Here is a 15,113-nt window from a genome sequence, read left to right as displayed (position 1 = left end):
AAGCCTTTAAAATTGCTTGGGCCTTTCACAACGGCTCTAAGCCCCTAAGCTATCTTCAAATATGCCGAATATTTATACGCGCGCTTGCCAAGCGTGATCTTTGCAGTGCAATCGTCACAGGAAGGATATTATGAAATCAGAACGTATTGAGTTTATCGGACATGATGGATCAAAACTGGCCGCCAGACTGGATCAGCCTGTCGGTAAGCCCGCAGCTTATGCATTATTCGCCCATTGTTTTACCTGTTCCAAAGATATTCCTGCCGCCCGACGCATAGCCCAACGACTAGCCTCCCTCGGTATTGCAGTGCTGCGTTTTGATTTTACTGGCTTGGGTCATTCCGATGGAGAGTTTGCCAATACGGGCTTTAGTTCCAATGTACAGGATCTGTTATTGGCGGTGGATTATCTGAGACAGCATCATCAAGCGCCTCAATTGCTGATCGGCCACTCATTAGGTGGAGCAGCTATTCTGGCAGTAGCAGGACAGGTTGAAGAAGCCAAAGCCGTTGTCACCTTGGGCTCCCCTGCGGATCCTGCTCATGTCTTACATAACTTCTCTCAACAGGTCAGTGAGATCTGTCATAAAGGAGAAGCTGAGGTACAGCTGGGAGGACGCAATTTCACCATTAAGCGTCAATTTATTGATGATATTGCCGGACAGTCCTTGCAGGAGTCTGTAGGTGAGTTAAGAAAAGCACTACTGGTTATGCATGCGCCTTTGGATGAAACCGTCTCATTGGATAATGCGGCTCAACTGTTCCAGATGGCCAAACACCCGAAGAGTTTTATTACTCTGGACTCTGCAGATCACTTGCTCAGCCGTGCTGAAGATGCGGAATATGCCGCTGAAATGATCTCAACCTGGGTGCAGCGCTATATTGATGTCAGCGTACTGCCCAAACTGATGAATACACCGGAAGGTGTGGTTAGAGTCAGCGAAGCAGATCCGAACAGCTTTACTCAGGATATCAGCGCCGACGGTCATCATCTAGTAGCCGATGAGCCAGCCGATTATGGTGGTCACTATCTCGGAGCGACACCTTATCAGTTGGTAGCCGCAGGCCTGGGGGCTTGTACTTCTATGACTATTCGTATGTATGCTCGTCGTAAGAAAATAGCCTTAGAGCATGTACAGGTAGACGTTACTCACGACAAAATTCATGCTGAAGACTGCGACAGCTGTTCACCCTCAGACGGTAATGGTAAGGGCAGTAAGATCGATTGTTTTGAACGTCAGATTACTTTAGTAGGAAAACTAAGTGATGAAGAGCGCCAGCGACTGTTAGAAATTGCAGATCGCTGTCCTGTACATCGTACTCTGGAAGGTGAAATTGCCATTAAAACATCGCTTAAAGGCTGAAAATTAAAACCTGAATCTTGATAAAGCTGGAAGAACATTCACTCAGTATCAACAAGCAGTATTAAGACGGTAAGGCCTATATTCCAGTATCGGTGTATAGGCCTGGCCGTACTAAGACACCTAACGATCAGTGCTTTACTTGAGATAACCGCTTACAAATCTCTCACATCCCCATTGATAAATTTGGTGACAAACACCGCTCGACCATACTGCTCATAAGAGCGCTTCATTTCGGCTTTTAGCGCATCCATCACCACATCGTAATCACCAAAAATCTGTGTACTGGTCGCAGAGGTGATCACTTCCAGCTCAGGATACAGGTTAAAGGCAGCAATAACGGCTTTGATTGGTGGCTTAAAATCTTCTGCCAGAGGGTACATGCTGATTTCTACGCTGAGTTTCATGGTTATTACCTGTGAGTTGCCTGATAAGAAGTTGTCTCAGAGCTATTATGCCCGTGTAGTAGGGTAAGCGACAGTAGAAAGGCTGGTGTACGATTATGGGGAAATAAACTAAAACCCCAGCTAAGAGAGCCTCTTAACTGGGGGTGAATGTTGGAGCAAAGGAAACGTTCTGGCCTAAAGCTTAAAGCGAGCCAGCATCATCTTCATCTCTTCTGCCTGTTGCGCCAATTGCTCAGAGGCTGCTGCACTTTCCTGTGCGGTATTACTGTTTTGCTGAGTGACATTATCAATCTCGATAATACCCTGGTTGATCTCTTCCACACCAGAGGCCTGCTCATTGGATGCGTTAGCAATCTCAGTCATCAGATCAGCAGTTTGGCTGATGCCGGTAAAGATCTCCTGCAGACTGGCTGCAGTATCAGACGCGATCTGGCTACCGTAGTTTGTTTTTTCTACCGAGCTGGCGATCAGTTTAGAGGTCTGTTCCGCCGCTTCGGTACTTCTGGCCGCCAGACTACGAACTTCATCCGCTACTACGGCAAAGCCACGCCCTTGCTCACCAGCGCGAGCCGCTTCAATTGCTGCATTCAGTGCCAGCAGGTTGGTCTGTTCTGCAATCTCATCAATGGTGCTGATAAACTCAGCAATACTTTGGCTGGCCTGAGAGATCTCAGACATTGCTTCGACCATGCTGGCCATCTTCTGTTGACCGGATTCAGCCGCCTGCTGTGCTTTAGCGGTTAACTGCTGTGCCTGGGAGACATTATCAGCGTTATTGCTGATCTGAGCAGTAAGCTCATTCAAAGACACAGATATTGCATCCAGGTTCTGGGCTTGTTGTACTGCACCCGCTGACAAGCTCATACCGGTATCCGATATACTGTTACTGCCCTGGGAGATCTCCAGGCTGGCGTTTTGAATACGCCCCATCACTTCATGTAGGTTTTCAGCCATCTGCTGAAGAGCCAGACCCAGGCTATCGCGATCAGAGGCCAGTTGTACCTTGTGGTTTAGTTCACCTGCAGCAATCTTCTGCGCCAGTTCTGCTTTATTATGCAGAGTCTGGGTCATCTTCAGCATTTCGGCATAGACGCCTTCCGCCTGACCTTTAGCGCTGTAGGTTTGGTCCAGATCACCCTCAGATACTGTTTTCGCCATCTTGGCAATATAAGTCGGTTCACCGCCCAGTAGGTGCATCACATGACGGGTTAGTTTCAGAGCAATAAACAGACCGATCACAGTGGCCAGCAAGGTGCCAAAGATCGTGCTGTTGATTACCAGACTTTCGGTACTGGCCAGTGCGCCCATGCGCTGCTCCATCAGTACAGTTTCTCTGTCTTTAAAAGTTTCAATCTGACCACGGAACTTATCGAAGTAGACCTTACCTTTAGCTTGCCCCACCAGATCAGCCATATCATCCATAGTTTTGGCATCGCCAATGTCACGACGCAAAGAGATCTGTTGTTCTACAACCTGACTGATCCAGTTATCAATAGTATTCTTGCTTTCTGACAGCAACTTAACCTGAGCCGGATTGTCAGAAACCGTGTTGCTCAGTTCTTTAATCAGGGCATAAAACTCTTTTTTACCGTCGTTATAGGGTGCCAGGAACTCATCCTGACCTGCCAGTAGAAAACCACGCATACCAGTTTCCATATTCACTGCAGCGCTAACCAGAGATCTGGCCTTTGCGATCACCTTGATCGTGTGCTCAACCCAGTCATTCAGCTCCCTGATTTCGTTCAGATCGTAGCTACTGTTTGCTCTTTGCTGACGCTGTTTAAGCAGCACATCTTCACGCTCGATAAAGGTGTTCATCTGTGCTCTGAACTGATCAAAAAACTGCTTGCCCTTGGCCTGCTTGATCACTTCAGACATATCATTCATGGTCTTGCCATCACCAATCTCACGGCGTAGCTGGATAATGGGCTCGGTGACGTTGCTCTTCCATTGCTGAATGGTTTCTTTGGTTTCTTTTAGCAGAGCAACCTGAGCTGGGTTGTCCGATACTGTTTTTGACAGCTCGTCAATCAAACTTTCAAAACGCTGGTTACCGCCATTATAGGGTTCAAGAAACTCTTCCTTACCCGCCAGCAAATAGCCGCGCATACCGGTTTCCATATCAACCGCAGCGGCTTCAATAGCCGAGGCTTTTGTCAGCACTTTATGGGTATGGTTTACCCAGTTCATATTGTTGACAAGGGAGCGTACGCTGAAGAAAACAACGAGTGTCACAATCAGCATAAGCGATAGGATAAGTCCGTATCCTGACAATAGTTTAGCTTTAAAACTAAGGCGATTTAACATAGCGTCACCATCAATGGTTTCCGAATGAAAGGTTGTTAGCATTATCTGATTTTTGTAAAAGAGCATTTTTATTAGATGTTTTTATTTTGAGTAAATACTCCTTTGATTTCAATATTTTATTGCTGCATTAGGTAAGCATGTTATCTTTTTTTCACTTTTTTCTTATATGCATGACTTGTGACAAATTTTCCCTACTGAACGAATCATGACCTAGCGATCATCTATAGTTAATCACTTAAGCTATAATAGCTCTAAGTGTAGCCAAGACAGCTTACAACTCTATTTGACCAGCAGGAAGGTAAACTAATTAAAGATCCAGAGAATGGTATGGTGTGTTTGTGGATGGGAGAAAGAGTCGATGAATAGCATTTATTATCTGACCCGACCGGTTACCATCAGTACCTTAAGTCATTTGCGTGCCATTACGCCTATCTCCTCCATCTCAAGAATCTCTGCCATTGAACCTGCGGATGAGGAGCTCACAAGCCAGTTGCAGCAAAACCCAGTTATTAACCAGGTTCTGATCTACCAAGGGTTAAAAGCGGACCACGATTTAAAAGAGGGCGCAGCAATCAAGCACTCTGAATCTGTACAAGCCGCATCCTCCACATCCGAAGTTCAAATGAACTCACAATCATCGTCTGTAACCAGGCCAAGTATAGAACCGGTATCCCCTGAGCCTGCTCCTCTTCCCCTATACAGCAAAGACGGCCAGACACACAATGCTGCTACCAATCCCCCACAAAGATTGTCTATCGAGGTTTAGTCGACAAAGCTTCACTTGAGATCGCCCATCATTATGACTTGCCTAAGTCATGACCTTTTTCTAATTGGGCTAACTTTTGACGAAAGAAATCTACCGCACAACGTACCTTAGGAATCTGGTAACGGGTTTGTTGATAGAGCAGATAGATACCAACGGATTCTTCAAAACTGATTCGAGGTGGATTTTCCATCTCAACCTGCACCAGAGAACCGGCTTCAAGGTAGGGATACATGGCCCACATAGGTAACATGCACAACCCCTTGCCAGCAACAATGCTGTTGATCAGCAGCGAGGTAGAGTTGGTAATCAAGGCCGTATCTAACTGGCAACGACGATGCCCCTGATCATCGGCAATCCACCAGGGCACACGACCTATCGGAGCCCGATAGTAAATAGCTTTATGTTGTTCCAGGTCCTCTAAGTTTTTTGGCTGTCCATATTGCTGTAGGTAGTCAGGACTCGCGCAGAGATAAAACTGGTTTTCCATCACCTTATACGCAATTAAGCGCTTGTCGGGCAAAGGCCCGCCGCGAAAGCAAAGATCAATGCCTTTCAAAGTGAGGTCTTGCACCTGATCTGAAAACTCGGCATCAATTAATATCTGTGGATACTGTTGCTGGAACTCTTCAATCAATGGAGTCAGCACCAACTCGCCAAAAGAGGTCATCGCGCTAATAGTCAAAGTACCCGAGGGCTCACTCTGATAGCTATTCACCAAGGCTTGGGCATTGGTTAAACGTTCACTGATATCCTGACATTGGCTCAAATAAAGCTGCCCTACTTCGGTTAAACGAATCTGCCTGGTAGTACGAAATAACAGCTCTGCTTTTAACTGAGATTCCAATGCGGTGACCTGACGGGAAACACTGGAAACGGGTAATCTTAAACGCTCTGCGGCTTTACTGAAGCTACCGGTTTCTGCAACGGCAATAAAACATTCGATGGCTTTAAATTGGTCCAATGCTGTCTTCCCCCGATAATGCTGGAACATTTGCAAAGCAAAAAATATTTTTGCAATTTTAGCAAAACTGATTCGCAAATTACCCTCTCAATCAGCAAAGTATTCTGAACTAATATCTCTGGCAACTTAAGAGATAATTTTCCAGGAGAATCCTGAATGAGCTATAACGCCATTGTTCTGCAGCAATACCCTGAAGCCCTGATTGATGACGAGACTTTTGCGACTCAAAGTTTTAATGAACAACCTCTGCAACAGGGCGAGTTTAGGGTGCAAGTCAGCCATCTGTCACTAGACCCGGCAATGCGTGGCTGGGTTAGCCCTGATCCAAGCAGCTATATCCCACCTGTACAGCTGGGTGAAGTCATGCGTTCGCTGGGCTTTGGCGTCGTGACAGAATCTTTGAATGAAAACTACCCGGTAGGTACTCAGGTGACAGGGATGACCGGCTGGACTGAACAGTTAATTGCAAAAGAGGGCGAACTGTCCATCGTGCCTCAAAGTGTTGATGCAGAGATGGCATTGTCTGTACTGGGCATGCCTGGGCTAACGGCCTATCTGGGCTATCACGATATATTACAAGCGCAACAACGTCAGACTCAATCACAACAGGTCAGCGAGCTGCAAAATGGCAAACCGCAAACGATTGTAGTGACCGGTGCCGCAGGAGCCGTAGGTTCAGTCGTTGTGCAGATGGCTGTGGCTGACGGCCTGCGTGTCGTGGCTTTGGCTGGAAGTGAAGATAAAGTACGCTGGTTGAAAGATGAACTGGGTGTTGATGCTGCGATCAACTATAAAACAGATAACGTAGCAGAAGCCCTGACTGAAGCGACACCCGATGGTATTGATCTGTTTTTTGAAAATACTGGCGGTGAAGCTCAACACACTGTCATTGAACGCATGAACCCTCATGGCAAGGTAGCGGTCTGCGGCTTGATTGCAGATTACCACAGCGCCACCCCAGCACCTGCCCCCAGTTGGATCAACCTCATTAAGCGTCGGGCAACGATTGAAGGCTTTGTGATTACGGATCACTTTTACCGCGCTCAGGAACTGGCTGCGGGTATTATGCCTTATCTGCAGCAGGGCAAAATTCAGAGTCGTACTCATGTACTGGAAGGGCTGGAAGCGGCCAAAGCCGGTGTCAATATGCTCTATAGTGGTGACAATACGGGTAAGCTGATCGTTAAGCTATAAATCACAGCCACCCAAGCCCTCAGGATTTTTAAAATAGCCCTGAGGGCTTTTTAAGCCTTTTAACAGGAAAACACAGATGCAGCTTGTAACGCCTCTGCCAATGCGTAGCAATTCTCAAACTCTTATCGATTAAAACCCTTTAGTAATACCTTAGGCGAGAAGTCTGTCACCAATGCTGTACCGGTAATAACCACCAGTGAACCTGCCAGCGTATGCCATCCCACAGGCTCATCCAGTAGCAAAGCACCCCACATCACACCAAACATGGGAATCAAAAAGGTCACGGTTAACGTCGGTGCCGCACCAATATCCGCCACCAAACGGAAGTAGAGCAGATAAGCAATGCCGCTACACACCACACCCAACGCAATCACAGAAGAAACGATGGTTAGATCGGGCTCGCCCTGTATAGGATAAAAGGCCAACAACGGAATAATCCAAAGTGTTGCCGCCCACATACTGCCGTAAGCATTATTAAAAGCATCCACCGAAACAGCACTACGGGTATAGGTCGTCGCTATGCCGTAACTAAAAGCCGCGCCAATCGCGGCAAATACCGACAACAAAGAACCCTGCTGCGTTATCACGCCATCAAAGCCGACCAAAATAGAGACACCCAACACACCAAGGGCCATACCCAATATCGCCTTATAAGTTAGCTTCTCGCGATACCACAATGACATAATCAAACCACCCCAGATCGGTGCTGTCGCGTTAAGGATCGATAACAGCGAGGCGGTCAAAGTTTGCGCAGCATAGCTAAAGAACCAAAATGGCAACGCTGAATTAAACAAACCCAGAATCAAAAAATGCTTGTAGTGGCGACGAAACGATACCGGCTTTTTCAGAAACCAGGCTACCAGTGTCAAGAACAGCGCCGCTAAGCCGACCCGAAACTCCACCAACCAGGCGGAACCTAATACAGGGGCGGCAATACGCATAAACAGAAACGAACCACCCCAGATCGCCGCCAGGCTAAACAGATGGAAAACACTTAGTGCACTCATAACCACTCACAACTTAATAGCACAATCACTGTTGCACCCTTTTTTCAAAAAGACCATTCAATAAAAATCCCTCTTAGAAAGCCCTTAGCTTCCCCGCTTTTGTCGTTCTCAAAACTAAACCATCAGCCAAGCGATCACGGCGATTAGTACAGTCATCACGATATTTAGCACCACACCCACACGCATCATTTGCTGCTGAGGCACATAGCCCGAGCCAAAAACAATGGCGTTAGGCGGTGTAGCCACCGGCAACATAAAGGCGCAGGAAGCCGATACCGCAATCATGGTAGCTAATATCACCGGGGGCAGCCCCATCGCCTGAGCAATCGAGACAAAAATCGGAATCAACAAGGCACTACTGGCGGTATTACTGGCGATCTCTGTCAGCATCACCACAAAACCTGTTACGACCAACAAAAACAAAATAACCGGCGCACCTTCCAACATGGCACTGATCGATTCCGCCAGAAAAACACTGGTTCCGGTGGCTTTAAGCAAGGCAGACAGAGTTAAACCACCGCCAAATAATAGCAATACACCCCAGTCTGCGGATTGTTCGACATCCTTCCAATTCACCAGCTTTAGGGCACACAGTAGAATAATCGCCAGCAGCGCCACCATGGCATCGAAGCCTTTGGTGATATCCAAAGCTTGAGACAGTGGTTTACTGGATAACCACAGCACCACGGTTAGTAGAAAGATACCCAATGTCAGCCATTGCCGGGATGTCATCGGCTGTTGTTTATCTTCCAATTCAAACTGAAAGGATAGATCCGGTCGAAAAATCAGCCATAACAAACCCAGCATCACTGGGAACATCAGTAATACCGCAGGAATACCAATCTTCATCCACTCGGCAAAACCCAATCCTACTGCAGCCGCCGCAATGGCATTAGGCGGACTACCCACTAAAGTACCGATACCACCGATATTGGCGGAATAAGCCACACCCAATAATACAAACCAGTAAGTGTTGCGGTTTGATTCATAAGGCAGACGACTTAACATACCTAACGCTAACGGCAGCATCATCGCAGTAGTCGCCGTATTGGAGATCCACATAGAGACAAAAGCCGCAGTGAAAAACAGCAGTACACAGGCCAATAACATCTGACCTTTTGCGGCTTTTAATACCAGACTGGCGATACGTTCATCCAATGCCTGTTTATGCAGCGCTGCCGCTAGGGCAAAACCACCCAAAAAGAGAAAAATAATCGGATTGGCAAAGTTGGCCATCGCCTCTTTCACAGAAAACACGCCAAACAGTACCGCCAATACCGGTACCAGAAGCGCAGTCACCGTGATATGAAAGGTCTCTGTCATCCATAACAAAGCAATCACCACTAGAATCGATAGGCCCGTTTTTAGCGCCGTATCCAAATCCGTTAACCACCAGATCCCCGCTCCGGCCAATAGCGACACGATTAAGCTGAGCTGCGAACGTTCCAAATCAGCAACCATCTTGTTTCTCCCATCCCTTCTTCAATCATTATGCTATTAAGCCAGATAAGTGACTGGCCATAAACGGAATTGAAGCTTTTTATACTGCGCTGGATCTATTGTTTGAGGGAAACACTGTCAGCCGAATAATAGGAGGCTATAACGGCGTATAGACAGAAGGCAAAAGAGAAGAGAGAAGAGAGAAGGCAAGGAAGGCATAAGCCCGACCATTATCGTCGGGCCCAGCCTTTATCCAGAACTACAATCAACCATTTCCATATGATTCGCAGTAACGATGATCAGTGATTCAGGATCTGACTCAGGAAAGCCTGGGTCCGTTCAGACTGCGGATTATTAAAGAACGCATCCGGTACGTTCTCTTCAATAATCTGCCCCTTATCCATAAAGATCACCCGATCCGCGACGGTTTTAGCAAAGCCCATCTCGTGGGTGACACACAACATGGTCATGCCCTCTTCCGCCAGCTCGATCATCACATCCAATACTTCCTTAATCATCTCAGGGTCCAGTGCGGATGTGGGTTCATCAAACAACATCACCTGAGGATTCATACACAAACTACGAGCGATAGCCACACGCTGTTGCTGACCACCGGATAACTGCCCGGGATATTTCAGTGCTTGCTCTTCGATACGTACCCTGCGCAAGTATTTCATCGCGATCTCTTCTGCTTCCGCCCGGGGCGTCTTACGTACCCAAATGGGCGCTAAGGCACAGTTCTCCAGCACAGTCAGATGGGGAAATAGGTTAAAGTGCTGAAATACCATGCCTACTTCCCGCCGAATGGTTTCGATATTTTTCAGGTCGTTATTCAACACCGTATCCGCAACAACAATATCGCCTTTCTGGTGCTCCTCCAGACGGTTAATACAACGAATGGTGGTCGATTTTCCTGAACCAGAAGGGCCGCAGATCACAATACGCTCACCTTTGCGCACCTCCAAATTAACGTCTTTTAATACGTGGAACTGGCCATACCATTTATTCACCCCACGCATCTCTACCATAATAGTGTCATCTAGCTGACGAGTATTACTCATAATCTCTCCAGAATTCTGTCGGGGCTTAACGGGAGCCATGGCCCGTATGGAAATGACGCTCAAGATGCTGACTGTACTTGGACATACCAAAACAGAAGATCCAGAACATAAAGGCGACAAAGGCATAACCTTCAACGGAATAGCCCAACCATTTCGGATCGGTCAAACCGGCTTGAACGATGGCTAACAGATCAAACAGTCCGATAATCAATACCAGACTGGTGTCCTTAAACAGGGCAATAAAGGTATTCACAATACCAGGAATCATCAGTTTTAATGCCTGTGGCAGCACCACCAAGCCCATCATCTTCCAGTAGTTCAGACCTAACGCCTGCGCTGCTTCATACTGACCTTTGGGAATAGCCTGCAAACCACCACGCACCACCTCAGCCATATACGCCGACTGAAACATCACAATACCGATCAGTGCACGCAGTAGCTTATCGAAGGTCACCTCAGCGGGGACAAACAACGGCAGCATCACCGACGCCATAAACAGCACGGTAATCAGCGGCACGCCCCGCCATAGCTCGATATAGACGACGCAGAAGCTCTTCACAATCGGCATTTCGGAACGTCGTCCCAGAGCCAAAAGCACACCAAATGGTAAGGCCGCAACAATACCAATCACCGCCAAAACCAGCGTCAGCGATAGTCCTCCCCACTTATGGGTTTCCACCACATCCAGACCAAAGCTGCCACCATAAAGCAGATAAAAGGCCACGATGGGGTAGACAAACAGTACCAAAACAGAAACGATGCCCTTGTATGGCAGCTTTGGAATCATTAACCAGGCCAGCTGTACCGCCAGCAGGATAAAGGCCAGATCAATTCGCCAGGTCAGATCTTCAGGGTAGAAACCATACAGAAACTGACTGAAACGAGTGGTCACAAAGACCCAACACGCACCACCTGAGGTACAAGCATCTCGGGTTTCGCCAAACCAGTCAGCCTTTAGAAAAGCCCAATCGATCGTCGGTACCAATAGGATGTAGAGGATATAAAGTGTAAACAGCGTCAAAACGGTATTGGTTACACTGGAAAACAGATGCCGACGCATCCAGCCGATCGGGCCTGTGGTATTTTCAGGCGGAGGCAGATCGGGCAGCATCTCATGTCTGACTTTACTCAGATCACTCATGGAATATCTCCTGTCCGTTTAACGCTCAACCAGCGCCATTTTGCTGTTAAACCAATTCATAAAGGCCGACACCAACAAGCTTAGAGTCAGATAAACCAGCATGGTCATAAAGATCACTTCAATGGCCTGACCGGTCTGATTCAGCGTTGTCCCGGCAAACACCGACACCAGATCGGGATAACCGATCGCCGTTGCCAAGGATGAGTTTTTAATCAGATTGAGATATTGACTGGTCAACGGCGGGATAATTACCCGCACCGCCTGAGGAATCACCACTAGACGCAGTACCTTACCGTTGCTTAAACCCAAGGCACTGGCCGCCTCGGTCTGGCCTTTGGAGACCGCTTCAATACCAGAACGGACAATCTCTGCGATAAAGGCAGCGGTATAGATACTGAGTGCCACCCAAAGCGCTGCTAACTCCGGCAGAATAGCCATACCGCCACGGAAGTTAAAGCCTTTTAATACCGGCTGCTCCCATACCAACGGGGAGCCTGAGGCAAGAAATGCCAGCAGAGGTAAACCCAGAATCATGCCTAATGAAACCCAATAAGCGGGAAAGCGTTGCCCCGTGGCATCCTGACGCTTTTTGTTCCAACGGATCAGTACATAGGAGGCGACTACGGCAATCAACAAGGCGATCCAAACCAGATCAAAACCTTCCTGTGGTAAGGGTTGTGGCATATAAAAACCGCGCACATTGAGATAAAAGGTATCCCATATCTCAATACTTTTTCTCGGTGACGGCAGCGCCTGCAGTACCGCGAAATACCAGAAGAAAATCTGTAACAGCAGTGGAATATTCCGAAAGATCTCCACATAAGCTGAAGCGACCTTAGCTACCAGCCAATTATTGGACAAGCGAGCCACACCAATCAGAAAACCCAAAATGGTAGCAACGATAACCCCTAGTGCAGACACCAGAATGGTATTCAGTAAACCGACCACAAAGGTTCGGCCATAACTGCTGGATTCCGTGTATTCGATGAGGGTTTGGGTAATGCCGAAACCGGCTTGTTGTGACAGGAAATCAAAACCTGTGGTGATACCCCGACTCTCAAGATTATTCAGGGTATTCTGGACAATCATGCCAACAAAACCGAGTACCACCAGCACCAGAAGTATCTGGAACACCAGGGCTCGTTTTGCCGGATCATGCCAGAAGCGCGTCTTTTGCTCAGGTAGAGAGGAGGACGGCGTCTTATCGGCATCTTGCATAGAGCAACCTCCGAAGAAAGAGACATACACCAGCAGGCGCAGGTTACATAGAAACTGACAATAATCGAGTCAACACTCTCATAACGCCAGCACAGTTCCCCTGAACCTGCCGGACCAATCAGTTAAAGCGTATTAACGGATCGGTGGCGCGTATTGCAGACCGCCCTTATTCCACAGCGCATTCAGGCCGCGCTCAATCTTCAGGGGAGAGCTCATCCCCAGGTTACGATCAAAAGCTTCACCATAGTTACCTACCTGTTTCACAATCTGGTAAGCCCAGTCATCGCTCAGCCCCAAACCTGAACCCTTGATACCTTCCTTGCCAACAAAACGATCAATGGCTGGATCAGGCTTTTTCATCTTGCCGTCGATATTACTGGAAGTCAGCCCCATCTCTTCCGCATTAACCATAGCGAACAGTGACCACTTAACGATATTAAACCAACCATCATCTCCCTGACGTACGACAGGACCTAGCGGCTCTTTCGAGATAATCTCTGGCAGTACCATGGCACCGTTTGGATTGGCCAACTTGATACGTAGTGCATAGAGTTGGGATTGGTCAGAAGTTAGCACATCACAACGACCCGCTTCAAAACCTTTTACTGTCTGATCAGCCGTATCAAAAACGACCGGCTCAAACTGCATATTGTTGGCACGGAAATAATCCGCAGCATTCAGCTCAGTGGTAGTACCAGACTGGATACACAGAGAAGCGCCATCCAGCTCCAGGGCACTTTTCACACCCAGATCTTTATTAATCATAAAGCCCTGGCCGTCGTAATAGGTCACCCCAGCAAAGTTCAGGCCCAGAGAAGAGTCACGGGTCAGCGTCCAGGTGGTTACGCGGGACAACATATCAATCTCACCGGATTGCAAGGCAGTAAAACGCTCTTTGGCATTCAGCGGGATATATTTCACCTTATCAGCATTACCCAACGTGGCTGCTGCGACACCCCGGCAGACATCCACGTCCATACCTTTCCAGTTACCCTTATCATCCGGGTTAGAATATCCAGGTACACCGGTTGTCACACCACACTGTACATAGCCACGCTCTTTAACAGCGTTCAGTGTGGTTGAAGAGAAAGCGGTACCCGCCATCGTTACAGAGATCACTGCGGATGCAGCTACCAGACCCAGTTTTTTCATTGTTATATTTCCTCGATTGTTCACAGGGTTTTCTGTAGCCATATAACATGACTACACAAGAAACAATAGTCATTAAGCAAGCAACGTTCCATCTTGCTAAACGCCGTTTCAGGATAATTATTTATATCACCTAAAACTAAACGTAGTTCACGGGAAATACATATGCAAAAGTGCGACAAAATGGGAGGACGAACCATGTAAAATAAAATTTACACACATGAAAAATTAGAGCAAAAGCACCGCAGAGCTGACTTTGCTTGTAAAATCAGCTTTAGAGATATGCCACTATAAGTGACATGATCAGCAAAAATGCACCAAACCTGTACCTCACGTAACTGAGGAGGATAGATACAACCAACCCAGTTAAGGATAATACTGACAAATACCCGCAAATCAGTCTCTCCTGGCAGAAACATTGGGATAATATGAATACGCTGTTTAACTACCCTCAGGATATCCGAAGGGCGATCTATACGACGAATGCGATAGAGTCTCTGAACAGTGTAACCAGAAAGGGCACGAGTAAGCGGAAAGTGTTCCCAACAGATGATTCAGTACGAAAAGTGATTTATCTGGCGATTCACTATGCTTCCAAAAAATGGACCATACCCATAAGAAACTGAAAAGCAGCCATGAGCTGCTTTATGATCAGGGTTTGCTGTCTTTTCTAAAAAGACTAAACAAGCGCTTGACGGTGTCCTAGCCTCACATGGGGAGACCCCACACTACCATCGACACTGAGCCGTTTCACTTCTGTGCGCTGCGGCGATAGATAGCAGATGGAATCAGGGGGGTTCTGCAAGCTACTTTGTTGTTTTGCTTTTCGTTGTTTTGCTTTTCTTACAGACTTTTCTTTCGCCCACACGAAAAAACCCCGATCATTTCTGATCGGGGTTTGCTGTCTTTTCTAAAAAGACTAAGTAAGCGCTTGACGATGTCCTACTCTCACATGGGGAGACCCCACACTACCATCGGCGCTGAGCAGTTTCACTTCTGAGTTCGAGATGGAATCAGGTGGTTCCTACACGCTATTGTCGTCAAGCAAAAAAGGTTGTAGATTCGTGCCGAGATATCTCTGTACTCTTTATTAAGAGCTTTA

At 47.4% G+C, this 15,113-nt stretch carries 12 protein-coding genes, 1 rRNA gene and 1 pseudogene; 4 read left to right on the top strand and 10 right to left on the bottom strand.

Annotated elements, in window-relative coordinates; all coding sequences use genetic code 11:
* The first annotated feature begins 130 nt into the window (after positions 1-130).
* Positions 131-1,363, top strand: a complete 1,233-nt coding sequence (locus H579_RS0115575) for a bifunctional alpha/beta hydrolase/OsmC family protein (RefSeq protein ID WP_028301466.1) — start codon at positions 131-133, stop codon at positions 1,361-1,363.
* A gap of 152 nt (positions 1,364-1,515) precedes the next feature.
* Here the strand turns inward: H579_RS0115575 and H579_RS0115570 are convergent, their stop codons facing one another.
* Together H579_RS0115570 and H579_RS0115565 are read right to left on the bottom strand one after the other, a co-directional pair.
* Entirely contained in the window at positions 1,516-1,767 is a 252-nt protein-coding gene (locus H579_RS0115570; protein ID WP_028301465.1) for a hypothetical protein, read from the bottom strand.
* A 174-nt stretch (positions 1,768-1,941) separates the two neighbouring features.
* The gene (locus tag H579_RS0115565; protein WP_211224730.1) at positions 1,942-3,957 is read right to left on the bottom strand and encodes a CHASE3 domain-containing protein; all 2,016 of its coding nucleotides are present in this window, start codon (positions 3,955-3,957) and stop codon (positions 1,942-1,944) included.
* 475 nt (positions 3,958-4,432) lie between these two features.
* Here H579_RS0115565 and H579_RS0115560 point away from each other — a divergent pair, with 475 nt between their 5' ends.
* Positions 4,433-4,840, top strand: a complete 408-nt coding sequence (locus tag H579_RS0115560) for a hypothetical protein (RefSeq protein ID WP_028301463.1) — start codon at positions 4,433-4,435, stop codon at positions 4,838-4,840.
* A 31-nt stretch (positions 4,841-4,871) separates the two neighbouring features.
* Here H579_RS0115560 and H579_RS0115555 read toward each other — a convergent pair whose 3' ends face one another.
* On the bottom strand, positions 4,872-5,801 hold the full coding sequence (locus H579_RS0115555; protein WP_028301462.1) for a LysR family transcriptional regulator: 930 nt from the start codon (positions 5,799-5,801) through the stop codon (positions 4,872-4,874).
* A gap of 156 nt (positions 5,802-5,957) precedes the next feature.
* Here H579_RS0115555 and H579_RS0115550 point away from each other — a divergent pair, with 156 nt between their 5' ends.
* Positions 5,958-6,995, top strand: coding sequence for an NADP-dependent oxidoreductase (locus H579_RS0115550; RefSeq protein ID WP_028301461.1), 1,038 nt, complete (start codon positions 5,958-5,960; stop codon positions 6,993-6,995).
* Positions 6,996-7,117: 122 nt separating this feature from the next.
* Here the strand turns inward: H579_RS0115550 and H579_RS0115545 are convergent, their stop codons facing one another.
* From H579_RS0115545 to H579_RS0115520, 6 genes are all read right to left on the bottom strand, one after another.
* Positions 7,118-8,002, bottom strand: a complete 885-nt coding sequence (locus tag H579_RS0115545; RefSeq protein ID WP_028301460.1) for a DMT family transporter — start codon at positions 8,000-8,002, stop codon at positions 7,118-7,120.
* A 114-nt stretch (positions 8,003-8,116) separates the two neighbouring features.
* Positions 8,117-9,463: a DASS family sodium-coupled anion symporter gene (locus H579_RS0115540; RefSeq protein ID WP_028301459.1), complete on the bottom strand. Its 1,347-nt coding sequence runs from the start codon at positions 9,461-9,463 to the stop codon at positions 8,117-8,119.
* Between the two features lie 278 nt (positions 9,464-9,741).
* Entirely contained in the window at positions 9,742-10,470 is a 729-nt protein-coding gene (locus tag H579_RS0115535) for an ATP-binding cassette domain-containing protein (protein WP_169449717.1), read from the bottom strand.
* 58 nt (positions 10,471-10,528) lie between these two features.
* Positions 10,529-11,644 (bottom strand): amino acid ABC transporter permease, encoded by a 1,116-nt coding sequence (locus tag H579_RS0115530; protein WP_028301457.1) that lies wholly within the window; start codon positions 11,642-11,644, stop codon positions 10,529-10,531.
* A gap of 18 nt (positions 11,645-11,662) precedes the next feature.
* Positions 11,663-12,862: an amino acid ABC transporter permease gene (locus H579_RS0115525; RefSeq protein WP_028301456.1), complete on the bottom strand. Its 1,200-nt coding sequence runs from the start codon at positions 12,860-12,862 to the stop codon at positions 11,663-11,665.
* A gap of 132 nt (positions 12,863-12,994) precedes the next feature.
* Positions 12,995-14,014, bottom strand: coding sequence for an amino acid ABC transporter substrate-binding protein (locus H579_RS0115520; protein ID WP_028301455.1), 1,020 nt, complete (start codon positions 14,012-14,014; stop codon positions 12,995-12,997).
* A gap of 377 nt (positions 14,015-14,391) precedes the next feature.
* Here H579_RS0115520 and H579_RS28670 point away from each other — a divergent pair.
* Positions 14,392-14,637: pseudogene (locus H579_RS28670) on the top strand (transposase); the annotation flags it as partial.
* A 303-nt stretch (positions 14,638-14,940) separates the two neighbouring features.
* Here H579_RS28670 and rrf read toward each other — a convergent pair.
* Positions 14,941-15,056: ribosomal RNA gene (gene rrf, locus H579_RS0115515) — 5S ribosomal RNA — on the bottom strand.
* Positions 15,057-15,113: the final 57 nt, after the last annotated feature.

The organism is Oceanospirillum beijerinckii DSM 7166, from assembly GCF_000422425.1.
GTDB lineage: Bacteria > Pseudomonadota > Gammaproteobacteria > Pseudomonadales > Halomonadaceae > Oceanospirillum > Oceanospirillum beijerinckii.
This window is presented reverse-complemented; position numbering and strand designations above follow the sequence as displayed.

Coding starts and splice junctions, on each gene's coding strand:
- H579_RS0115520 (WP_028301455.1), bottom strand. CDS start 14,014: ATGAAAAAACTGGGTCTGGTAGCTGCATCCGCAGTGATCTCTGTAACG.
- H579_RS0115570 (WP_028301465.1), bottom strand. CDS start 1,767: ATGAAACTCAGCGTAGAAATCAGCATGTACCCTCTGGCAGAAGATTTT.
- H579_RS0115565 (WP_211224730.1), bottom strand. CDS start 3,957: ATGAACTGGGTAAACCATACCCATAAAGTGCTGACAAAAGCCTCGGCT.
- H579_RS0115535 (WP_169449717.1), bottom strand. CDS start 10,470: ATGGTAGAGATGCGTGGGGTGAATAAATGGTATGGCCAGTTCCACGTA.
- H579_RS0115545 (WP_028301460.1), bottom strand. CDS start 8,002: ATGAGTGCACTAAGTGTTTTCCATCTGTTTAGCCTGGCGGCGATCTGG.
- H579_RS0115575 (WP_028301466.1), top strand. CDS start 131: ATGAAATCAGAACGTATTGAGTTTATCGGACATGATGGATCAAAACTG.
- H579_RS0115530 (WP_028301457.1), bottom strand. CDS start 11,644: ATGAGTGATCTGAGTAAAGTCAGACATGAGATGCTGCCCGATCTGCCT.
- H579_RS0115550 (WP_028301461.1), top strand. CDS start 5,958: ATGAGCTATAACGCCATTGTTCTGCAGCAATACCCTGAAGCCCTGATT.
- H579_RS0115525 (WP_028301456.1), bottom strand. CDS start 12,862: ATGCAAGATGCCGATAAGACGCCGTCCTCCTCTCTACCTGAGCAAAAG.
- H579_RS0115540 (WP_028301459.1), bottom strand. CDS start 9,463: ATGGTTGCTGATTTGGAACGTTCGCAGCTCAGCTTAATCGTGTCGCTA.
- H579_RS0115560 (WP_028301463.1), top strand. CDS start 4,433: ATGAATAGCATTTATTATCTGACCCGACCGGTTACCATCAGTACCTTA.